Source organism: Mycobacterium gordonae, assembly GCF_001417955.2.
Classification (GTDB): Bacteria; Actinomycetota; Actinomycetes; order Mycobacteriales; family Mycobacteriaceae; genus Mycobacterium; species Mycobacterium gordonae_B.
On the sequence record NZ_LKTM01000362.1, the window covers coordinates 1 to 21,643 of the forward strand.

Genomic DNA, 21,643 nt, shown 5'->3' on the forward strand with positions numbered 1-21,643 from the left:
GCTCTGGGGCAACGGCGGGGTCGGTGGCGCCGGAGTCGACGGCGGCAACGGCGGAGCAGGCGGTAACGCGGTACTGCTCGGTCACGGCGGCGCCGGTGGTGTCGGTGGAATCGGTACTTCCCTCACGGCACCCGGCGGTGCCGGCGGCAACGGCGGCACCGGCGGATTCCTCTACGGCGATGGCGGGGCCGGCGGGGCCGGCGGCTCCGGCGTCGCGGGCAGCAACGGTGTTGGCGGCGAGTCGGCCACAGCGGGTGGCGCCGGTGGCGCCGGCGGGATCGGCGGACGGGGCTCACAGCTGCTCGGCGCCGGCGGGGTGGGCGGAGCCGGCGGCCAGGGCGGCGCAGGTGGCGCCGGCGGCAACGGCGGCCAAGGCGCCGCGGGTCAAACGGGCCAGGCCGGCGGTAACGGTGGAAACGGCGGCGTCGGAGGCATTGGCGGCGCCGGTAACGAGGGCGGCTGGCTGAACAAGATCTTCACCCCGTCGGGCGGTCAGGCCGTCGGCGGCGCCGGTGGTGACGGCGGTATTGGCGGCGCCGCCGGCAACGGCGGCAACGGCGGCGACGGCGCCTGGAACATCAACGGCGGAAACGGTGGGAACGGCGGCAATCCCGGCACCGGCGGCGCCGGTGGGGCCGGTGGTGCCGGTGGCCGCTTCGGCCAGGCGGCGACTGGCGCGGCCGGCAACAGCCCGCACAGCGGCGGAAACGGCGGCAACGGCGGCGCGGGATCGGTCTCGGTCTCCCCCGGTGTCAAAGGCGGCGACGGCGGCGCCGGCGGCAACGGTGGCCTTTACGGCAATGGCGGCACCGGTGGCAAGGGCGGCAACGGCACGTTCGGTCCGGATGCGATCGCCGGCGCCGACGCCACCAGCGGCAGCGCGGGTGGTAACGGCGGCATTGGCGGTAAGGGCGGCGCCCTGGCCGGCAACGGTGGCGACGGCGGGGCCGGTGGGCACGGCGGTAACGGCGGGGACGGCGGCAAAGGCTTCGACGGCATCGCCGGCAAGGCCGGTGGTGGCACCGGCGGCGATGGCACCAACGGCGGCCGCGGCGGGAACGGCGGCGCCGGCGGCAACGGTGGGGCCGGGGGCACCGCCACTGCCGGTCAGGCCGGCAAGCAGGGCGTCGGCGGCAACGGTGGCAACGCCGGTGACGGCGGGGTCGGCGGAAACGGTGGCAACGGTGGCGACGGCAGCTTCGCCAACGGCGGCAATGGCAACGGCGGCGCCGGCGGTGCCGGCGGCAACCGTGGCGCGGGCGGCACCGGTGGTGCTGGCGGCACCGGCAGCACCGGCGGCGTCCGGGGAGCCGACGGCTTCACACCGACCAGCGGCGGAAACGGCGGCAACGGCGGCAACGGCGCGGACTCCTACAACCCGAACCTGGCCGGCGGCACCGGAGGGAAGGGCGGCAACGGCGGCCTGGACGGCAACGGCGGCAACGGCGGACGCGGCGGCAACGGCGCCAACGGGACCACCGGAACGAACAACACCACCGCCGGAGGCACCGGCGGCGACGGCGGCAGCGGTTCGGCCGGCGGGGCCGGCGGGGCAGGCGGCAACAGCGGGGCGTTCCACGGCAACGGCGGAAACGGAGGCGCCGCCGGTTCCGGCGGCAACGGAGGCACCGGCGGGACCGGTGGAACCGGCACATCAGGCAGCACCGGCACCCCCAACGGCAGCGACGGAGGCACCGGCGGAACCGGCGGCCAGGGCGGTCAGGGTGGCCAAGGCGGAACCGGCGGAGCCGCCGGCAAAGCGGTGAACCTCAACGGCGGCAAGAACGGTGTCCAGGGCGCCGGCGGCAACGGCGGTCAGGGAGGCGTCGGGGGCAACGGCGGCACCGGTGGTACCGGCGGCAACGGCGCATCGGCCAACGGCGTCAACCCGCAGGGCGGCAATGGCGGCACCGGCGGCGCCGGGGGCACCGCGGGCAAGGGTGGCAGCGGCGGCGCAGGTGGAGCCGGTTCCACCACTGGCGCCACCGGCGGCAACGGCATGCAGGGCAAGGGTGGCAGCGGCGGTGCGGGCGGCAACGGTGGCAACGGTGACACCGCGGGGGTGGCAAGCCCCACCGCCGGCAACGGCGGCGCCGGGGGCGTCGGCGGCGAAGGAGCCACCGGAGGCAACGGCGGCACCGGCGGAAACGGCGGCAACGGCGGGGTTGGCAACAACTCCAACGGCGGCGCGGGCGGCACCGGTGGACGCGGTGGCAAGGGCAACCTGGGCGGCGGCGGCACCGGCGGAGTCGGCGGCAACGGCGGAAACGGCGGCAATGCCACCGCCTCCTATTTGGCCGGCAACGGCGGCATTGCGGGTGATGGCGGCTACGGCGGCGACGGCACTTCCGGACCGGGCGGCTCGGGCGGCACCGGGGGAACCGGTGGCAGTGGCGGCAACGGAATCAGCAACGGCGGCAACCTCTCTCGGCCGGGCGGCGCCGGCGGAAACGGAGGGAAGGGTGGTACGGGCGGCGCGGCCAGATACGGGTGGGAGATCCTGGCCGGTCACTTCGGCAACAACGGCGGCCTGGGCACGGGATCCGGCGGCACGATGGGCGGCACCGGCGGCGGCGGCGGCGCCGGCGGCAAGGGCGGCGGCACCTGACCGCCGCCCGTCAGCCGCGACGGAATCCCGACAGCTTGCGTTTGATCTGCCGGTCGTAGATGACCTGCAGTTGTTTCTGCATGCCACCGAAGGTGGCGCCGACGTCGGCCCCCTTCAGACCGACGGACTCCAGGCCGGCCGCGATGACGCGATCACCACCCGGAAGGAAGACGCGGGCGTAGTCCTGCGGGCGGGTGTGCGGCAGCTGATCGAACGCCACCCGCGCGCGCGGGTTGTCGGCCAGATACTGCTGCTGACTCGGATCGTTGACGGCCGACTTGCGCACCGCCAGATAGCCGGTGTGCTGACTGAAATAGGCGGTGTTACGCGGGTTGGTGATGTACGCAATGAACTTGAGCGCGTTGAGCTTTCGTTCGTCGGACAACTTCATCGGGATTGCCAGGCCGGCGCCGCCGGTCGGGCACGCGGGCGCCCCGCCCGGGCCGGTCGGCAGCGGCGCCACACCGAAGTCGAACCGGGCGGCGGCGGTGATGCCGACGAGCGCGCCCGTCGACGCCACCGTGGAGGCCAGGATGCCGGTGGCGAACTCGTTGGCGACGTTGTTGGCGATCGCCGCATACCGCTTGCCGTGAATCGACTCGCGCAGAAAGTTCCCGGCCGCGATGGTCGCCGGATCGGTGAACTTCAGCGTCCACTGGTCGGAGTAGGCACCGCCGAACGCCCAGTTCGGCCCTTCGAACGTCCATGAAATGGCTTCCGAATTCGCCCAGCCGTGCGCCAGGTTCCCGGCGGGGACGACGCTCTGCAACCGCGGACCCCACTCATCGAACTCCGGCCAGGAGACCGGTCCGCGGTCCGGGAGCCCGGCCCGCTCCCACACCGCCCTGTTGTAGTAGAACAACGGCGTCGACCGCGCATAGGGCAGCGCGTAGTGGTGACCGCCGAACTCGTAGTCGGCCAGCAATGAGTCCACATAGTCCGCGGTGTCCACTCCCACTTGGCGGAACAGGTCGTCCAGCGGTGTGAGGACACCGCTCAGCGCGAAATGGAACCACCAGATGTCATCCAGCACAACGACATCGGGCACGTCGGCGCCGATGAGCGCGGCGTTGAACTTCTGCGCCACCTCGTCGTAGTCCTTGCCGGCATCGATCAGCTTGACCTGCAGGTCCGGGAACTCCTGCTGGAAGCGGCCGATCAACTCGCGTTCCACGGCGGTGGACAGGCCAGGGTGATTGGACCAGAACGTGATCGGGCCGTTCCCCGACTTCACCGGGCCGCCGCCGCCCATGCCGGCGCAGCCGGCGGTCGCACCTGCGGCGGCCAAAGCCAGGAACTGCCTGCGGTTCACCCCTTCACCGCCCCCGAGGTGAGGCCCTTGATCATCTGCCGCTGCAACACGACGAAGATGAGCAGGATCGGCAGCATCGCCAACAGCGTCACCGCCATCACCGGTCCCCAGTTGGTGACCCCCTCGGCCTGCTGCAGGAAGGTCAGGCCCACCGGTAGCGGCGCCACCGACTCGTCGTCGGACATCAGGAACGGCCACAGGTATTCGTTCCACTCGTTGACGACGGTGATGATGCCGAAGGCCACCATGGTGGGTCCCGACATCGGCAGCACGACCCACAGCAACAGTTGCCACCAGCGGGCGCCGTCCATCCGGGCCGCTTCGATCACCTCGGTCGGCAGGGACAGAAAGTGGTTGCGCATCAAGAAGGTTCCGAACGCCACACCGGCCAGCGGCAGGATGATGCCGGGAAAGGTATTGCGCAGTCCCAGTTGCGAGATCAGCGCGTAGTTGGAGATCACGGTGATCTGGTTGGGCACCATCAGCGCGGCGATGATCACCAGGAACACCACATTGCGGCCGGGAAAGCGGACGAACACCAGGCCGAATGCGCTCAGCACGCCCAGGACGAACTTCACCGCCGCCAGCGCGGAGGTGATGATCACCGAGTTGCGCACATACGTCCAGAACGGAATCTGTTGCGTGGCAGTGCGGTAATTCTGCGGATGCCAGTGCGGCGGCCACCAGGTGGTCGGCTGGGAGTACACGTCGGGCTGCTCTTTGAGGGAGGTGAAGAACACGAACGTCAGCGGGCCGGCGATCAGCGCGACCACGATCAGCATCGCCGCGTAGCCGAGCAGACGCGCCGGGCGCGCACGGTCGTCACTCATTGGCGCTGCTCCCTGTCCATCACCCGCACCTGGTAATAAGTGACGGCCAGCAGCACCAGGAACATGATGGTGGCGACCGCGGCGCCGTAGCCGGCGCGGAAGTTGCGGAAGGTCTCGACATACACCTGGTACACCATGGTGGTGGTGCCGGTGCCCTCCGGACCGCCGCGGGTCATGACGTTGATGACGTCGAAGACCTGCAGCGAGCTGATCAGCACCGTGATCGACAGGAAGAACGTGGTGGGACGCAGTTGGGGCAGTGTCACCGCGCGGAACGTGGTCCACCGGCCGGCACCGTCGATCTGGGCCGCTTCCAACAGGTCTCGGCGCACCCCTTGCAACGCGGCCTGGTAGATGACGAACGTGTAGCCGAGGTTCTTCCAGATGTAGGTGACGGTGATCATGAACATGGCCCAGTGCGCGTCCTGGTAGAAGTCGGGCACGCCGAACCCGGCGCGGCGCAGCAGATCCTGGATCAGGCCGAAATGCGGGTCGAAGACGAACTGGGCGGCCAGCCCCACCGCCGCGCCGGAGATCACGAACGGGGCGAATATGGTGGAGCGCACCACATTCCGGCCCCGTAGCGGCTGGTCGAGCAGCATCGCCAGCGCCAGACCCAGCACCATCGAACCGGCCACCGCGGCCACGGTGAACACCGTGGTGTTGAGCACGATGCGTGCGGTGTCGGACCGGGTGAACCACTCCGCGTAGTTCGACAGGCCGACGAATTCGGCCTGCGGGTCGGAGATGTTCCAGTCGAAGAACGACAGCCGGATGTTGTCGGCCAGCGGCCGGTAGATGAACAGCGCCAACAACGCCACATTGGGACCGACCAGCACGAGGAACAGTGCGTAGTCACTCCACGGGCGGCGCCGGGTTCGGGTGCTCACCGGCGTGAGTGTAGCCCCGGGTGTGTGTTGCCGAGATTGCCGTCAGGGCTGCGATGAGGTGCTTGATCGCAACCACCACGGCCATCTCGGCATATCAGACAGTCCCGGTGACCACCCAGCGGCCCGACAGCGCCCGCCAGCCACCGAAGGCCAACCGCAACACCATGAATGCGGTCAGCCCGGACCAGATTCCCGTCAACCCCCAGCCGTACACCAGCGACAGCCAGATCAGCGGCAGGAAACCCAGCAGCGCGGCGGCGACGGTGGCGGTGCGCATGAAGGCGGCGTCGCCGGCCCCCAGCAATACCCCGTCCAACGCGAAAACGATTCCCGCGATGGGTAATTGGGCGACCATGAACCACCACGGCACCCCGATCGCGGCCAGTACGGAGCGGTCGTCGGTGAACAGGTCCGGCAACACCGAGGAGCCCAGCGCGAACGCGACGGCCAGCAGGCCCGCCGCCAGCAGCGAAAACCACGTCACCCGCCACGCGACCCACTTGGCATGCCGGGCGTCACCGGCCCCCAGCGCCGCCCCTACCAGCGACTGCGCGGCGATGGCCAGCGAATCGAGCACCAGTGCGAGAAAAGTCCACAGCTGCAACACAATCTGGTGGGCGGCCAGCGCGGCGGCTCCGAACCGTGCCGCCACCGCGGCGGCCGAGACGAAGCAGACCTGAAAGGCCATGCTGCGCAGGATCAGGTCCCGCCCCATCACCAGTTGGGCCCGCAGCGCGGCACGGTCGGGTCGCAGCGGTGCCCGCTCGGCCAGCAGCGCGCCACCGAACAACAGCGCGGCCAGCCACTGGCCGACGAGATTGGCCACGGCCGAGCCGGACAGACCCAGCCGCGGCAGGCCGAGCCAGCCGTATACCAGCACCGGGCACAGCAGCGCCGAGACCACAAACCCCGCGACCACATAGCGCAACGGCCGCACGGTGTCCTGCACGCCACGCATCCAGCCGTTGCCGGCCAGCGAGACCAGGATCGCCGGGGCGCCGAGAATGGCGATCCGCAACCAGGGCAGCGCCGCCGACGCAATCTGGGCGCTCGACCCGATCGCCGATACGACCGGCACCGCCACGGCCTGCACCACGACGACGATCGCCGCGCCGAGCCCCAATCCCAGCCACGTCGCCTGGACACCCTCGTTGACGGCCGCGGCGCGGTCGCTTGCACCGAAGTAGCGCGCCGCGCGGGCCGTCGTGCCGTACGACAGGAACGTCAGCTGGGTACTGACCAAGCCGAGCACCAGGCTGCCGATCGCCAGGCCGGCCAGCGCCACCGCGCCGAGCCGCCCGACCACCGCGGTATCGAAGAGCAGGTACAACGGCTCGGCGGCCAGCACACCCAGGGCCGGCAGTGCCAGCGCCGCGATCTGCCGGCCCCCGGCCGCCGGCCGGCCGGGCCCGGGCCCGCCGTCGTGCAAGGCCGCTAGTCGAGCGCCGCGCGCAGTGCCGCCACCACGTCGTCGATCGAGCCGCTGGTCGAATAACCGGCCGCCAGCCGGTGCCCGCCGCCGCCGAACCCCATCGCCACCGTGGCCAGGTCGATCGTCTTGGCGCGCATCGACACCGACCACCGCCGCGGTTCGACTTCCTTGAACACCGCTGCCACCTCGGCCTGCTGAGTGGTGCGCACGATGTCGACCACGCTCTCGACTTCCTCCGAGCGGGAGTTCAGCCACTCGTGGTGATCGACCACCGCGTAGACCAGTCCCCGGCCGCGGGCGGCCTCAGGCAACAACTCTGCGGTGCCCAGCACCCGCGACAGCATCGGCAACCAGGCGTACGGATGGCTGTCCATCAGCGACCGGCTGACGGCAGAGTTGTCCACCCCGAGGTCGACCAGCCGGGCGGCCAGCCGCAGCGCCCGCGAACTGGCCCAGCGGAACGAGCCGGTGTCGGTGGTCAACCCGGCGTAGATGCAGTGCGCCACCGCCCGGTCGATCGGTTTGCCCCACACGTCGAGGATCTCGGCGATCATCATCGTGGTCGAATCCGCGGACGTGTCCACGTAGTTCGCGGTGCCGAACAGTCCGTTGGACGCGTGATGATCGATGACCAGCAGTTGCCGCCCGGGAGTCGCCAGATCTTGCAGCGAGCCGAGCCGGTGCATGCTCGGCACGTCAACGGTGACCATCAGGTCGACGTCACGACGCACGTCGTCGGGCGGCACCAGCAGGTCGCAGCCGGGAAGCGAGCGCAGCGACTCCGGCAGTTCCGCGGGCGCGGCGAAACTCACCTCGACGTCCTTGCCGCACCGGTCGAGCACCGCGCCCAGCGCCAGCCCGGCACCGATCGTGTCGGCGTCGGGGTGCACGTGGCAGACCACGACCACCGACTCCGCGGCCGACAGCAGCTCCACGGCGCCGGCTGCGTCGACGCGCGCGCCGTTCAGGCGCGGCATGCCGGTCAGCTCAATCTTCGGATCGATCTTGCGATTGATAATCGTCATCGGTTTCCTCAGCTTCGATGCTCGGTAAACCAGCATTGCCAAGTCCCCCGGCGGTCGACGGTTCGGCCGCCGACCCACTCTCACGGTACGGGTCGGCCTCCCCTGCCGGTTTCGCACCCACCCGTACGCGCGCCAGATCAGCATCCGCCGCGCGGGCACGGGCCAGCAACTCTTCCATCCGGTTCACCGTGTCCGACGTCGTGTCGCGGGTGAACGTCAGGGTCGGGGTGAAGCGCACACCGGTGCCCGCCCCGACTTTGGTACGCAGCACGCCCCTGGCCCGGTCCAGCGCCGCCGCGGCGCCGGGATAGTCGGGCTCTTCGTCCAGCGTGCGGCCCATCACGGTGTAGTAGACCGTCGCGTCGTGCAGGTCGTTGGTGACCTTGGTGTCGACGATGGTCACACCGGCCAGCCCCGGATCCTTGATCTCGTATTCGATCGCCGAAGCGACGATCGTGCTGATCCGCTTGGCCAGCCGGCGTGCCCGGGCGGGGTCAGCCATGCTGCCCCGGCCCGGTCATGACCGTTCCTTCTGCACGAGCTCGAAGGACTCGATGATGTCGCCTTCCTTGATGTCCGAATATCCCAGCGTCAGACCGCATTCGAAGCCCTCGCGGACCTCGGTGACGTCGTCCTTCTCCCGCCGCAGCGAGTTGATCGAGAGGTTCTCGGTCACCACGATGTTGTCCCGCAACAGCCGGGCCTTGGCGTTGCGGCGCACCACCCCGGACGTGATCATGCAACCGGCGATGACGCCCACCTTCGACGAGCGGAAGATCGCGCGGATCTCCGCCCGGCCCAGCTGGTTCTCCTCGTAGATCGGCTTGAGCATGCCGCGCAGGGCCTTCTCGATCTCGTCGATGGCCTGGTAGATCACCGAGTAGTAGCGGATCTCGACGCCTTCGCGGTTGGCCAGCTCCGTCGCCTTGCCCTCGGCCCGCACGTTGAAGCCGATGATGATCGCATCCGATGCCGACGCCAGGTTGACGTTGGTTTCGGTGATGCCACCGACACCGCGGTCGATGACGCGCAGCGCCACCTCGTCGTCCACCTCGATGCCCATCAGGGCCTCTTCCAGCGCCTCGACGGTACCGGCGTTGTCGCCCTTGAGGATCAGGTTCAGCTGGCTGGTTTCCTTCAGCGCCGAGTCCAGGTCCTCCAGGCTGATCCGCTTGCGGCTGCGGGCCGCCAGCGCGTTGCGCTTGCGGGCGCTGCGCCGGTCGGCGATCTGGCGGGCGATCCGGTCCTCGTCGACGACCAGCAGGTTGTCACCGGCGCCGGGCACCGACGTGAAGCCGATGACCTGCACCGGACGCGACGGCAACGCCTCGTGGACGTCCTCGCCGTGCTCGTCGACCATGCGGCGGACGCGGCCGTAGGCGTCGCCGGCGACGATCGAGTCGCCCACCCGCAACGTGCCGCGCTGAATCAGCACGGTGGCCACCGGGCCGCGACCGCGGTCCAGGTGCGCCTCGATGGCCACCCCCTGGGCCTCCATGTCGGGGTTGGCCCGCAGGTCCAGGGCGGCGTCGGCGGTCAGCAGCACCGCTTCTTCCAGAGCCTCGATGTTGGTGCCCTGCTTGGCCGAGATGTCGACGAACATCGTGTCGCCACCGAAATCCTCGGCCACCAGCCCGTATTCGGTGAGCTGGCCGCGGATCTTCGCCGGGTCGGCGCCCTCCTTGTCGATCTTGTTGACCGCCACCACGATCGGCACATCGGCGGCCTGCGCGTGGTTGATGGCCTCCACCGTCTGCGGCATGACGCCGTCGTCGGCCGCCACCACCAGGATGGCGATGTCGGTGGCCTTGGCACCGCGGGCACGCATGGCGGTGAACGCCTCGTGACCGGGGGTGTCGATGAAGGTGATCAGCCGCTCGCTGCCCTCGAAGTTGACCCCGACCTGGTAGGCGCCGATGTGCTGGGTGATGCCACCCGCCTCGCCCTCGCGGACGCTGGCGTTACGGATGGTGTCCAGCAGGCGGGTCTTGCCGTGGTCGACGTGACCCATGACGGTGACCACCGGCGGACGGGTCTGCAGATCCTCTTCGCCGCCTTCGTCTTCGCCGTAGGTGAGGTCGAAGGACTCCAGCAGCTCGCGGTCCTCGTCCTCGGGACTGACGACCTGAACGTTGTAGTTCATCTCACTGCCCAGCAGCTCGAGCGTCTCGTCGCCGACCGACTGGGTGGCCGTGACCATCTCGCCGAGGTTGAACAGCGCCTGCACCAGCGCGGCCGGGTTGGCGTTGATCTTGTCGGCGAAGTCGCTCAGCGATGCGCCGCGGGCCAGCCGGATGGTTTCGCCGTTGCCGTGCGGCAACCGCACACCGCCGACGACCGGGGCCTGCATGTTCTCGTATTCGGCGCGTTTGGCCCGCTTGGACTTGCGGCCACGCCGGGGCGCGCCGCCGGGACGGCCGAACGCACCGGCCGCGCCCCCGCGCTGGCCGGGACGGCCACCGCCGCCACCGCCGCCGGGGCCACCGCCGCCGGGTCGACCACGGAAGCCGCCGCCACCGCCGGGTGCCGCGCCGACGCCGCCGCCGCCGCGGTAGTTACCGCCGCCGCCACCGCCGCCGGGACCGCCGCCACCGGGGCGGGCGCCACCGGGCCGTGGCGCGCCGGTACGCGGCGGACGAGGCCCGCCGGAGGCGCCACCGGGACGCGGCGGCATGCTGCCGGGCGAGGCTCCACCCGGTCGCGGCGCGCCCGGGCGGGGTGCGCCGGGGCGCGGAGCCTGCGGGTGCGGACGCGGAATCGGCCGGTCCACCGGCTGTGCCGAGGAGAACGGGTTGTTGCCGACGCGAGGCGTGCGGACGCCGGGCTTGGGCATCGGGCCCGGACGCGGCCCGGGCGTCGCGCCCGGTTGCGGCGGGACCTGCGGGGCCGGCGCTTGGCCCGGTGCGGCAGCCGCCGGGCTCGGGGTCGGCGGGGCAGGCGCGGCCGGCTTTGCCCGGGCAGCAGGCGCGGCCGGGGCGGCCGGCGCCGACGGGGCAGCCGGAGGCGCCGGTGGGGCCGCGGGGGCCGGGCGGCCGGGAGCGGCCGGTTTGGCGGGCGCGCTGCTGGGCGCGCCGTTGCCGACGGCCTTGTCCAGCGCGCGGTCGAGTGCCGCATCGGTTGCCGAGGGGGCGACCTTCTCGGCGGGCTTGGCCGCGGGTTGCGCGCCAGCCGGAGGGCCTGCCTGGGTCTTGGCCGCACCGCCGGCGGCGGGCTTGCTGCCGCCGAACGACTCGCGGAGGCGCCTGGCCACGGGTGCTTCCACCGTGGATGATGCCGATTTGACGAATTCGCCCTGTTCGGTCAGTCGGGCGAGAACTTGCTTGCTGGTAACACCGAGTTCCTTAGCCAACTCGTGTACGCGGGCCTTACCTGCCACTACATCTCCTGTCTATGAGGCGACAAGCGGTGGGCCGCGCCTCGGGGGTTAGCTATGACGCATGGTCATCGGGACTTCACGGTGTGCTCATGTTCGTTGCTACCTGTTCTGTTGCCGTTGGTGATGCGGGCCGCCGAGAACTCGACGTGCTCGATCACCGCGGATGTGTCCGGCGAACCGGTGATGCGCAGCGCGCGGGTGAAAGCCCGCCGCCGGATCGCTTGTTGTGCGCACTGCGGATCGGGATGCAACCACGCACCTCGCCCCGGCAGGCTTCCGGCTGTGTCAACGATTACGGCGTAGTTGCCGTTCCCGGTAGACCGAGCCACCACTCGAAGCAGTTCGACGGCCAACTCTCGCCTCCGGCATCCGACACACGTCCGCACCGGTCCGCTGGGGGTTGCCGGGCGTTGGCGCGCCGAGGCCGAAGGCTCGCGCTGGATCACGGCTCAGTCTAGCGTCACCCGACCAGTGGTCAGAACCACCCTGCGGCCGCTCGCGCAGCAATTCAGCAGCCGACTACTGCGGATCACCAGGAGCCGCCGCGGCACGCTTCAGTGCCCGTGGGCCATTCCGTGGCTGGCCCCCTGGTCAGGCTGGCCCTCGGAGCCGCCCGGCGCGTCACCCCGGATGTCGATGCGCCACCCCGTGAGGCGGGCGGCGAGCCGGGCGTTCTGCCCTTCCTTGCCGATGGCCAGGGACAACTGGAAGTCGGGAACCACGACCCGGGCGGCGCGGGCGTTCGGATCGATCACCGACACCGACACCACCTTGGCCGGCGACAACGCGTTGGCCACGAAGCGGGCCGGGTCCTCGTCGTAGTCGATGATGTCGATCTTCTCGCCGGACAGTTCGCTCATCACGTTGCGGACCCGCTGCCCCATCGGACCGATGCAGGCGCCCTTGGCGTTCAGACCGGGCACCCGGGATGCCACGGCGATCTTGGACCGGTGGCCGGCCTCTCGGGCCACCGCCACGATCTCCACAGAACCGTCGGCGATCTCGGGAACCTCGAGCGAGAACAGCTTGCGCACCAGGTTCGGGTGGGTGCGCGAGAGGGTGATCAGCGGTTCACGCGAGCCGCGACTGACCCCGACGACGTAGCAGCGCAGCCGGTTGCCGTGCTCGTAGCTCTCGCCCGGCACCTGTTCGGCGGCCGGGATCACGCCTTCGGAGGCCTTGGCCTCGGTGCCTATGCGGACAACGACCAGGCCGCGGGCGTTGGCCCGGCTGTCGCGCTGGATGACCCCGGCGACGATCTCGCCTTCGCGGGTGGAGAACTCGCCGAAGGTGCGCTCGTTCTCCGCGTCGCGGAAACGCTGCAGCATGACCTGCCGTGCGGTGGTGGCTGCGATGCGACCGAAGCCCTCCGGGGTGTCGTCCCACTCGCTGATCAGGTTGCCGTCTTCGTCGGTCTCGCGGGCGATCACCCGCACCACGCCGGTCTTGCGGTCGATCTCGATGCGGGCGTCGGACTGGTGGCCCTCGGTGTGCCGGTAAGCGGTGAGCAGCGCTGACTTGATCGTCTCGAGCAGCTCGCTGACCGAGATGCCCCGGTCCACCTCGATCGCGTGGAGTGCGGCCATGTCGATGTTCATGCTCCGGCCTCCGTCCTCTGTGCCTGACCCAGCAGCTCCAGCTCCGCCCGGGCTGGTGGCGAAAACTCAACCTGCACAACCGCTTTGACGACGTCGGTCAGCGGTATCTCCCGGATCGCCAGCTCGCGGCCGGCGCGGACCACCAGCGACAGCGTGCCGTTGCCGGCTTCGGCGACTCGGCCGGACAGCTGCGACCCATCTGCCAGCGCGAGGTCCACCTTGCGGCCGCGCGCCCGGCGGAAGTGCTTCTCGGTGGTCAACGGGCGGTCGACGCCGGGAGAGCTGACCTCGAGGATGTATCCGTCGGCGTCGCCGTCGTCCACACTGTCCAGCAAATCGGAGGCGGTTCGCGAGAGCGCGGCGATGGTGTCGAGGTCCAGCGCGGTGTCGCCGTCGGCGATCACGGTGATGCGCGGTGGGCGCGTGCGGCTGTTGATGACCACGTCTTCGATCTCGTAACCGGCGCGCGCGAACTCTCCGGTCAACAGCTCGATCACCTGCGTCTGCGAAGGTAGCCCGGTGGTCACGGCGAGCTCCTCATCTTGAATTGTCGGTCATGCGCTTGAGCGTGGCTTTCACAGCGAACTCAGAGAGCCAGCCACCCACGATACGCCAGAATCCGCTATTGACGCCCGTTCAACAACTCCCCGGTTGCCGAGCGGGTTCTCCGCAGGGGGCCCGACGCCATCGTGGCTGGCGCTGTCGCGGTGCCCGGTGATGGCAGGATGTGGGACGTGCCCAGAGCAGTACCCGTCATCAGCAGGCGGCGTGTGCTCGCCGGTGGTGCCGCTCTCGCCGCACTCGGGGTGGCGGCAACCGCCTGCGGCGAGTCGGCGCCCAAGCCCCCCGCCGTCGAGGAGTTGGTGGGCCCGTTGGACCAGGCCCGGCGCGACAGTGCGCTGGCCGCCGCGGCAGCCGGAGCGATCGGCAGCCCCCCACAGATCGCGGCCGCGCTGACCGTCGTCGCCACCCAGCGCGCCGCGCACGCCCGGGCGCTGTCCACCGAGATCGCGCGGGCCGCCGGCAAGCTCGTCTCCTCGACCAGTGAAACGAGCAGCTCCAGCGCGACCCCCAGCCCGACCGAGCCGGAGGCTCCGCCGCCGCCACCACCGCCGGTTTCCGACGTGATCGATTCGCTGCGCAAGTCGGCCGAGGAGGCCAATCGCCTGGTGTCGACGTCGTCGGGCTACCGGGCCGGACTGCTCGCCTCGATCGCGGCGTCGTGCACCGCGTCGTGCGAAGTTGCGCTGGTGCCGGGGGGCCCGTCGATATGAGCGGTGGCAAGGACGCCGACGTCGCGGCGCTCAGCGACGCGCTGGCCGTCGAGCACGGCACCATCTACGGCTACGGCATCGTGTCGGCGCTGTCGCCGCCCAGCGTCAACGACCTGGTGGTGGAGGCGCTCAATCAGCACCGTCAGCGCCGCGACGACGTCATCGCGATGCTCAGTGCCCGCAAGGTCACGCCGGCGCCGGCCGCCGCCGGGTATCAGCTGCCGTCGCCGGTGGGCAGCCCGGCGGATGCGGCGCGGCTGGCGGCGCGCATGGAGAACGACGGCGCGACGGCGTGGCGGGCGGTCGTCGAGCATGCCGAGACGGCCGAGGATCGGGCGTTCGCCTCGACGGCGCTGACGCAGAGCGCGGTGCTGGCCGCGCGGTGGAACAAGGTGCTGGGCGGCTGGCCGATCACCACGGCGTTCCCGGGCGGGAACGAATAGGTCGGGCCATTCTCAGCCGCTGGAGGCGGCGACCCGCCGCGCCCGGCTACGCCGCGCTTGCGATCGCCGCTAACCGCTGATGGCGGCGACCCGCCGCGCGCGGCTACGCCGCGCTTGCGATCGCCGCTAACCGCTGATGGCGGCGACCAGGTCGCTGGTCAGCGAATCGCCGACGGCCAGTTCGCTGGTCTCCCCGCTGAACCGGTTGCGCAGCTCCACCCGGCCGTCGGCCCAGCCCCGGCCTACCACGACGACCCAGGGCACGCCGAGCAGCTCGGCGTCCTTGAACTTCACCCCGGGTGAGGCCTGGCGGTCATCCAGCAGCACGTCCACCCCCACCTTGTCCAGGTCGGCGGCCAGCTTGGCGGCGCCCAGCCGGGCCTCGGGGTCCTTGTTGGCCATCACCAGATGCACCCCGAACGGGCTGATCGAAGCCGGCCAGCGCAAGCCCAGCTGATCGTGGTGCTGTTCGGCGACCACGGCCACCAGGCGCGACACGCCGACGCCGTAAGACCCCATGGTCAGCCGCACCGGCTTGCCGTCCTCGCCGAGCACGTCGGCACTGAACGCGTCGGTGTACTTGCGTCCGAGCTGGAAGATGTGGCCGATCTCGATGCCGCGGGCCATCACCAGCGGGCCGGCCCCGTCGGGTGACGGGTCGCCCTCCCGCACCTCGGCCGCCTCGATGGTGCCGTCGGCGGTGAAGTCGCGACCGGCGACCAGGCCGACCACGTGGCGCCCGGGCTCGTCGGCGCCGGTGATCCAACTGGTGCCGTCCACCACCCGCGGGTCGACGAGGTAGCGGACGTCGTTCTCCCGCAGCGCTTTCGGGCCGATGTACCCCTTGACCAGGAACGGGTACTTCGCGAAGTCCGCGTCGTCGATCAGCGCGTACTCGGCCGGTTCCAGCGCCGCGCCGAGGCGCTTGTCGTCGACCTCGCGGTCACCTGGCACCCCGATGGCCAGCAGTTCCCAGTCGCCGCCGGGCTGGCGGACCTTCAGCAGGACGTTCTTGAGGGTGTCGGCGGCGGTGACGGTGCGGTCCAGCGCCTCATTGGCCCAGGCGACCAGGGTGGCGATGGTGGGGGTGTCACCGGTGTCGTGGACCTCGGCCGGCGGCTTGTCGTCGGTGGGTTGTGCGTCCGGGCGGGCGGTGATGACGGCTTCGACGTTGGCGGCGTAGCCCGATTCCACACACCGGACGAAGGTGTCCTCGCCGATCGGGCTCTCGGCCAGGAATTCTTCGGACGCGCTGCCGCCCATCGCACCCGACACGGCCGAGACGATGACGTAGCGCACCTCGAGCCGGTCGAAGATCCGCTGGTAAGCCTCGCGGTGCGCATGGTAGGAGGCCTTCAGGCCGGCGGCGTCGAGGTCGAAGGAGTACGAGTCCTTCATGACGAACTCGCGTCCGCGCAGGATGCCGGCGCGCGGGCGCGCCTCGTCGCGGTATTTGTTCTGGATTTGGTAGAGGGTCAGCGGGAAGTCCTTGTAGGAGCTGTACTCGCCCTTGACGGTCAGGGTGAACAGCTCTTCGTGGGTGGGGCCCAGCATGTAGTCGTTGCCTCGCCGGTCCTGGACCCGGAAGACGCTGTCTCCGTATTCGGTCCACCGGTTGGTGGTCTCGTAGGGCGCGCGCGGCAGCAGGGCCGGGAACAGGATCTCCTGGCCGCCGATCGCGTTCATCTCCTCGCGGACGACGCGCTCGATGTTGCGCAGCACCTTCAGGCCGAGCGGCAGCCAGCTGTAGAGGCCGGGCGCGATGGGCCGGACGTATCCGGCGCGGATCAGCAGTTTGTGGCTGGGCACCTCTGCGTCGGCGGGGTCGTCGCGCAGGGTGCGCAGGAACAGCTCGGACATCCTGGTGATCACAGGCGGCAAGCCTACTTGGGGGCCGAGCGTGTCAGATCTCACGTCGAGCAGGAGCCGGCACCGAGCCTGCAAAATCGCAGAGAAAGCGCGAGGAGGGGCCGCCAGACTTACAGGCTCGGCGCGACGGGCGCCGACCTACAGCTCTCCGGCGTCGATCGCTTCCTTGACTTCCTGGGCGTGCGCGACCTGCTCGGGCGTGTAGCCGATGAACAGCGCCGCGATACCGACGATCACCGCCGCTCCGGCAATCCACAGCAGCCCGTAGGCGTAGCCGTGGTCCAGCGCCTGCAACTGCATGTCGTTCATGAACTTGACGGGGCCCGTCGTGCCGCCCAGGTACAGCGTGCGGGAGGTGATGACGGCCTGGATGACGGCCAGCACCAGCGGCCCGCCCAGACTCTGCAGCATCAGCGTCATCGCGGACACGGGGCCGATCTGGTCGAATCCGACGCCGGCGATCGCCGCCAGCGTGAGCGGGACGACCACCATGCCGATGCCGATCCCGCCGACGACGATCGGCAGCACCAGGTTCGGGAAGTAGGACGCACCGCGGTGCATGAACAACGACCCGTAGATCATGGCGCCCAGCAGCAGCCAGCCACCGCCGATGGTCAGCACCCGCGGCGAGAACCGCGAGACCAGCTGCGACGAGATGCCCAGACCGATGCCCATCGCGATGACGAACGGAATGAAGCCCACGCCGGCGCGCAACGCGCTGTAGCCCAGGATGTCCTGCACGTACAGGCCGATGGACACCGTCAGGGTGAACATGACGCCGCCGGCCAGGAAGATCGCCATGAAGGTGACCAGCCGGTTGCGGTCGCGGAACAGCTGGAACGGGATGACCGGGTTCTCCGCGGTGCGCTCGACGATGGCGAACCCGATGGCCGCCAGCACCGCCACCACACCGGAACCGATCGTGGTGACCGAAACCCAGCCCTTCTCCGGGCCCACCGAGAACGCGAACACGGCGGCGGTGCACGCCAGCGTGGCAAGCATGGCCCCGGCCGCGTCAAGCTTCATCCGCTCACGGTTGGTTTCCCGCAGCGCGGTGCGGGCCAGGTAGATCATCACCAGCCCGATCGGCACGTTGACCATGAACGCCAGCCGCCACGAGAACTCGGTCAGCGCGCCGCCGACCACCAGGCCCATCACGGACCCGATCGCCGTCATGGCCGCGAAGACCGCCGTCGCGGCGTTACGCGCGGGCCCCTTCGGGAAGGTGGTCGCCACCAGCGCCAAACCGGTCGGCGAGGCGATAGCCGAGCCCACGCCCTGCGACAGCCGGGCGATGACCAGCGTCACCTCGTCCCAGGCCACCGCGCACAGCACCGAGGAAATGGTGAACAGCGCGACACCGACGATGAAGGTGCGCTTACGCCCGATGGTGTCGCCGAGCCGGCCGCCGAGCAGCATCAGCCCGCCGAAGGTCAGCACATAAGCGGTGATCACCCAGCTACGACCGGCGTCGGACAGGCTGAGCTCGTTCTGAATCTTAGGAAGCGCGACGATGGCGACCGTGCTGTCCATGGTGGCCAGCAGCTGCATGCCGCCGATGGCGATAACCGCGGCGATGAACCGCCGCGAGGGTAGCCACGTCGGGTAATACCTGCTCAAGCGCTGCAAAGGGGTCTCCACTGTTCGCGTGGGACGCTCCTGGGCCGAACGTTCTGAGCGTCCCTCAGTCCAAGTGTGGACTGCCCGCTCTGAGTCGTTGAGAGCCGTCATAGCGGGTTACCTTACAGTAATCTTAAGAATTGTTTAAACCCTGAGCGTCACCGAGGCCCGCGACGGGCCCGATAACGATGATCGCGGGAGGTCGAACACCCTCCGCGCGGACCTTTTCCGGCGTGTCCGCCAGGGTCGCCCGCAACGTCTGTTGCGCTGCCGTCGTTCCGTGTTGCACCACCATGACCGGAGTATCCCCAGGTCGGCCGCCTTTTAACAGGGCAGCCACAAAAAGTTCGATGCGTTCGACCGCCATCAGCAAAACGATGGTCCCTGACATTGCTGCCAAAGCGTCCCAATTCACTAACGATTCGGGATGATCGGGCGCCAAATGGCCGCTGACCACCACGAATTCATGATTTGTGGCCCGATGAGTCACCGGAACGCCTGCCAGAGCGGGCACAGCTATGGCACTTGTCACACCTGGCACCACGGTCACCGGAATCCCCGCTTCCGCACATGCCAGAACTTCCTCGTAGCCCCGGGCGAACACGAACGGATCGCCCCCTTTGAGACGCACCACGAACTTGCCGGCCCGGGCCCGCTCGATCAGCACCTCATTGATCGCGTCCTGGGCCATGGCCCGGCCGTACGGGATCTTGGCGGCGTCGATCACCTCGACATGCGGGGACAGCTCGGCCAGCAGTTCGGGCGGAGCGAGCCGGTCGGCGACGACCACGTCCGCCTGGGCGAGCAGTCGGCGGCCCCGAACCGTGATCAGTTCGGGATCGCCCGGACCGCCCCCGACGAGCGCCACGCTGCCGCGCAGGACGTCATCGGAGCCCTCGGCCGCGATGAGGCCCTGTTGCAGGGCCTCCCGGATGGCCGACCGGATGGACGCCGAACGCCGGTGCTCCCCTCCGGCCAGCACTCCCACGGACAGTCCCGCGTAGCTGAAGGACGCCGGGGTGACCGCCGTTCCCTCGACCGCGATGTCAGCGCGGACGCAGAAGATGTGACGGCGTTCGGCCTCGGCGACGATCGCCGCATTCACCTCGGGCTCGTCGGTGGCCGCCAGCGCGTACCAGGCGCCGTCGAGGTCGCCGTCGCGATATTCGCGCAGCGACAGGGTGATCCCGTCCATCGCCTCGACCGCGGCGGTGGCGCTGCGGGAGATCACGTGCACGTCGGCGCCGCTGGCGATCAGCAGCGGCAACCGGCGCTGAGCGACGCCTCCCCCGCCGACGACGACGACCTTTCGGCCGGTCAGTCGCAGTCCCACCAGATAGGGGCTCTCGGTCACCGGGCAAGCTTAATGTCGCGCTACGCCCGGGGTTTGACGGCCTGCGCGACGAAGCGGGCCACCGCATCGGGCACCGCCGCGGGATGCGTATGCAGATACGACGCGTGCACCCCGCCCCGGACGGCGCCGTCCGGGGTGCGATCCGCGGCTCCGCCGCGGTAGACCCAGGCCGGCTGGTAGCTGTCGGTGAAGGTGACCGTGGTCCGGTGGAATTCGTGGCCCACCACCCGTTGTCCGGCTGCGAACATCGACGAGTCGGCGACGGCCACCGCGTCCCGGTAACCCAGGGTGAGCCGCTGGGTGAACCGCGCCGACCCCGACAGCACACCGCACATCGGGTAGCCGTCGAGTTCGTCGGCCAGATAGATCAGCCCGGCGCACTCGGCGTGCACAGGCGCCCCCGTGGCGGCCAGTGCGGCGATCTGACGCCGGACGACGTCGTTGGCGGACAGTTCCGCGGTGAACTGCTCGGGAAACCCCCCGGGCAGCAACACGGCGTCCGTCGCCTCGGGCAGGGCATCGTTGAGCGGGTCGAATTCGACGACCTGGGCGCCGGCGGCCCGCAGCAGCTCGGCGTGTTCGGCGTAGCCGAAGGTGAACGCCTTGCCGGCCGCCAGGGCTACGCGGACGTGCCCATCGACCGCGCTCACCGCGGACGACGGGTCCCAGGGCGGGTCGTCCACCCGGCCGCCGGCCGCCGCCACCACCGCCGGCAGATCGACGTGGTGCGCCACCAGTTCTGTCATCGCCTCGATCGCCCGCTCGGCGTGGCGACCGTACTCCACTGCGGTGACGAGCCCCAGATACCTTGTCGGAAGCTCTAATTCGGCCGTCCGCGGGATCGCCCCGAGCACGGGTACCCCGGCCTGCTCACACGCCTGCCGCAGCACCTGCTCGTGCCTGGCCGTCCCGACGCGGTTGAGGATCACCCCGCAGATCCGGGTGTGCGGGTCGAAGGTTGAAAAGCCGTGCAGCAGTGCGGCGATGCTGTGGCTCTGACCGCGGGCATCGACCACCAGGATCACCGGCGCACCCAGCAGGCCGGCGACATGCGCGGTGGATCCGGCCGCCGGGCCGGTGGCGTCCGGGCCGATCCGGCCGTCGAACAGGCCCATCACCCCCTCGATCACCGCGATGTCGGCGCCGCGGGCGCCGTGGCCGAACAGTGGGCCGATCAGGTTGTCCCCCACCATCACCGGGTCGAGGTTGCGGCCGGGCCGCCCGGCGGCCAGGGCGTGGTAGCCGGGGTCGATGAAGTCGGGGCCGGCCTTGAAGGGCGCCACCCGGTGCCCGGCCCGGCGTAGCGCGCCGATCAAACCCGTTGCCACCGTCGTCTTTCCACTGCCCGATGCCGGTGCGGCGATGACGACCGCGGGCGCCGGGCTCACCACTCGATGCCCTTCTGGCCCTTGCGGCCGGCGTCCATGGGGTGCTTGACCTTGCCCATCTCGGTCACCAGGTCGGCGGCCTCGACCAGCAGCGGCGGCGCGTCGCGGCCGGTGATCACCACATGCTGCTGACCCGGCCTGGCCCGCAGCACTTCGACCACCTCGCCGACGTCGACCCAGCCCCACTTCAGCGGATAGGTGAACTCGTCGAGGACATAGAAGTCGTGTCGCTGCTCGCGCAGGCGGCCGCGGATCTCGGCCCAGCCGTCGGCGGCCGCCGCCGCGTGGTCGACCTCGCTGCCGGCCTTGCGCGACCAGGACCAGCCCGAACCCATCTTGTGCCACTCGACCGCGCCGCCGACGCCCGTGCTTTCATGCAGGCGGCCGAGCTCCCGAAACGCTGACTCCTCGCCCACCTTCCACTTCGCGCTCTTGACGAACTGGAACACCGCCACACTCATCCCGGCATTCCAGGCGCGCAACGCCATTCCGAACGCGGCCGTCGACTTGCCCTTGCCGTCGCCGGTGTGCACCGCCAGCACGGGGGTGTGGCGGCGAGCCCGGGTGGTCAGGCCGTCGTTCGGGACTCCAGTCGGATTGCCTTGTGGCATAACTGATTATCCT

Annotated in this window: 17 protein-coding genes and 1 pseudogene; 3 read left to right on the forward strand and 15 right to left on the reverse strand. The window is 70.2% G+C overall.

What is annotated here, in order from left to right:
- A pseudogene (locus AO501_RS38495) lies at nucleotides 1–2,608 on the forward strand (PE family protein); the annotation flags it as partial.
- Between the two features lie 10 nt (nucleotides 2,609–2,618).
- Here AO501_RS38495 and AO501_RS29475 read toward each other — a convergent pair.
- From AO501_RS29475 to rimP, 10 genes are all read right to left on the reverse strand, one after another.
- Entirely contained in the window at nucleotides 2,619–3,920 is a 1,302-nt protein-coding gene (locus tag AO501_RS29475) for an ABC transporter substrate-binding protein (RefSeq protein ID WP_055581119.1), read from the reverse strand.
- Nucleotides 3,917–4,750: a carbohydrate ABC transporter permease gene (locus AO501_RS29480; RefSeq protein WP_055581120.1), complete on the reverse strand. Its 834-nt coding sequence runs from the start codon at nucleotides 4,748–4,750 to the stop codon at nucleotides 3,917–3,919. Before AO501_RS29480 ends, AO501_RS29475 begins: the two co-directional genes overlap by 4 nt.
- On the reverse strand, nucleotides 4,747–5,640 hold the full coding sequence (locus AO501_RS29485; protein WP_055581121.1) for a carbohydrate ABC transporter permease: 894 nt from the start codon (nucleotides 5,638–5,640) through the stop codon (nucleotides 4,747–4,749). Before AO501_RS29485 ends, AO501_RS29480 begins: the two co-directional genes overlap by 4 nt.
- 94 nt (nucleotides 5,641–5,734) lie before the next feature.
- Complete coding sequence (locus AO501_RS29490) at nucleotides 5,735–7,069, reverse strand: MATE family efflux transporter (RefSeq protein WP_055581122.1); 1,335 nt, start codon at nucleotides 7,067–7,069, stop codon at nucleotides 5,735–5,737.
- Between the two features lie 5 nt (nucleotides 7,070–7,074).
- On the reverse strand, nucleotides 7,075–8,097 hold the full coding sequence (locus AO501_RS29495) for a DHH family phosphoesterase (protein WP_055581123.1): 1,023 nt from the start codon (nucleotides 8,095–8,097) through the stop codon (nucleotides 7,075–7,077).
- Nucleotides 8,060–8,599, reverse strand: coding sequence for a 30S ribosome-binding factor RbfA (gene rbfA / locus AO501_RS29500; protein WP_055581124.1), 540 nt, complete (start codon nucleotides 8,597–8,599; stop codon nucleotides 8,060–8,062). Before rbfA ends, AO501_RS29495 begins: the two co-directional genes overlap by 38 nt.
- Nucleotides 8,600–8,614: 15 nt before the next feature.
- On the reverse strand, nucleotides 8,615–11,473 hold the full coding sequence (gene infB, locus AO501_RS29505; RefSeq protein WP_055581125.1) for a translation initiation factor IF-2: 2,859 nt from the start codon (nucleotides 11,471–11,473) through the stop codon (nucleotides 8,615–8,617).
- A gap of 65 nt (nucleotides 11,474–11,538) precedes the next feature.
- On the reverse strand, nucleotides 11,539–11,919 hold the full coding sequence (locus tag AO501_RS29510; protein WP_197419972.1) for a YlxR family protein: 381 nt from the start codon (nucleotides 11,917–11,919) through the stop codon (nucleotides 11,539–11,541).
- A gap of 108 nt (nucleotides 11,920–12,027) precedes the next feature.
- Nucleotides 12,028–13,071, reverse strand: a complete 1,044-nt coding sequence (gene nusA, locus AO501_RS29515) for a transcription termination factor NusA (RefSeq protein WP_055581126.1) — start codon at nucleotides 13,069–13,071, stop codon at nucleotides 12,028–12,030.
- Entirely contained in the window at nucleotides 13,068–13,598 is a 531-nt protein-coding gene (rimP, locus tag AO501_RS29520; RefSeq protein ID WP_055581127.1) for a ribosome maturation factor RimP, read from the reverse strand. The genes nusA and rimP overlap by 4 nt, the downstream gene beginning before the upstream one ends.
- Nucleotides 13,599–13,805: 207 nt before the next feature.
- On the opposite strand from rimP, the gene AO501_RS29525 reads away from it, so the two are divergent.
- Nucleotides 13,806–14,345, forward strand: a complete 540-nt coding sequence (locus AO501_RS29525; protein ID WP_055581143.1) for a hypothetical protein — start codon at nucleotides 13,806–13,808, stop codon at nucleotides 14,343–14,345.
- Nucleotides 14,342–14,788 carry a ferritin-like domain-containing protein gene (locus AO501_RS29530; RefSeq protein WP_055581128.1) on the forward strand — a complete coding sequence of 149 codons (447 nt, stop codon included), beginning with the start codon at nucleotides 14,342–14,344 and terminating at the stop codon, nucleotides 14,786–14,788. The genes AO501_RS29525 and AO501_RS29530 overlap by 4 nt, the downstream gene beginning before the upstream one ends.
- Nucleotides 14,789–14,914: 126 nt before the next feature.
- Here the strand turns inward: AO501_RS29530 and AO501_RS29535 are convergent, their stop codons facing one another.
- The 5 genes from AO501_RS29535 to cobO all read right to left on the reverse strand — a co-directional run bounded on the left by AO501_RS29535 (nucleotide 14,915) and on the right by cobO (nucleotide 21,630).
- The gene (locus AO501_RS29535) at nucleotides 14,915–16,660 is read right to left on the reverse strand and encodes a proline--tRNA ligase (RefSeq protein WP_055581129.1); all 1,746 of its coding nucleotides are present in this window, start codon (nucleotides 16,658–16,660) and stop codon (nucleotides 14,915–14,917) included.
- A gap of 135 nt (nucleotides 16,661–16,795) precedes the next feature.
- A complete protein-coding gene (locus AO501_RS29540) occupies nucleotides 16,796–18,388 on the reverse strand; it encodes an MFS transporter (protein ID WP_055581130.1) in 1,593 nt (530 codons plus the stop codon).
- A gap of 22 nt (nucleotides 18,389–18,410) precedes the next feature.
- Complete coding sequence (gene cobA, locus AO501_RS29545; protein ID WP_055581131.1) at nucleotides 18,411–19,631, reverse strand: uroporphyrinogen-III C-methyltransferase; 1,221 nt, start codon at nucleotides 19,629–19,631, stop codon at nucleotides 18,411–18,413.
- Between the two features lie 20 nt (nucleotides 19,632–19,651).
- A complete protein-coding gene (locus AO501_RS29550; RefSeq protein ID WP_055581132.1) occupies nucleotides 19,652–21,019 on the reverse strand; it encodes a cobyrinate a,c-diamide synthase in 1,368 nt (455 codons plus the stop codon).
- Complete coding sequence (cobO, locus tag AO501_RS29555) at nucleotides 21,016–21,630, reverse strand: cob(I)yrinic acid a,c-diamide adenosyltransferase (protein ID WP_055581133.1); 615 nt, start codon at nucleotides 21,628–21,630, stop codon at nucleotides 21,016–21,018. Before cobO ends, AO501_RS29550 begins: the two co-directional genes overlap by 4 nt.
- Nucleotides 21,631–21,643: the final 13 nt, after the last annotated feature.

Coding starts and splice junctions, on each gene's coding strand:
- AO501_RS29480 (WP_055581120.1), bottom strand. CDS start 4,750: ATGAGTGACGACCGTGCGCGCCCGGCGCGTCTGCTCGGCTACGCGGCG.
- AO501_RS29495 (WP_055581123.1), bottom strand. CDS start 8,097: ATGACGATTATCAATCGCAAGATCGATCCGAAGATTGAGCTGACCGGC.
- rbfA (WP_055581124.1), bottom strand. CDS start 8,599: ATGGCTGACCCCGCCCGGGCACGCCGGCTGGCCAAGCGGATCAGCACG.
- nusA (WP_055581126.1), bottom strand. CDS start 13,071: ATGAACATCGACATGGCCGCACTCCACGCGATCGAGGTGGACCGGGGC.
- AO501_RS29530 (WP_055581128.1), top strand. CDS start 14,342: ATGAGCGGTGGCAAGGACGCCGACGTCGCGGCGCTCAGCGACGCGCTG.
- AO501_RS29540 (WP_055581130.1), bottom strand. CDS start 18,388: ATGACGGCTCTCAACGACTCAGAGCGGGCAGTCCACACTTGGACTGAG.
- cobO (WP_055581133.1), bottom strand. CDS start 21,630: ATGCCACAAGGCAATCCGACTGGAGTCCCGAACGACGGCCTGACCACC.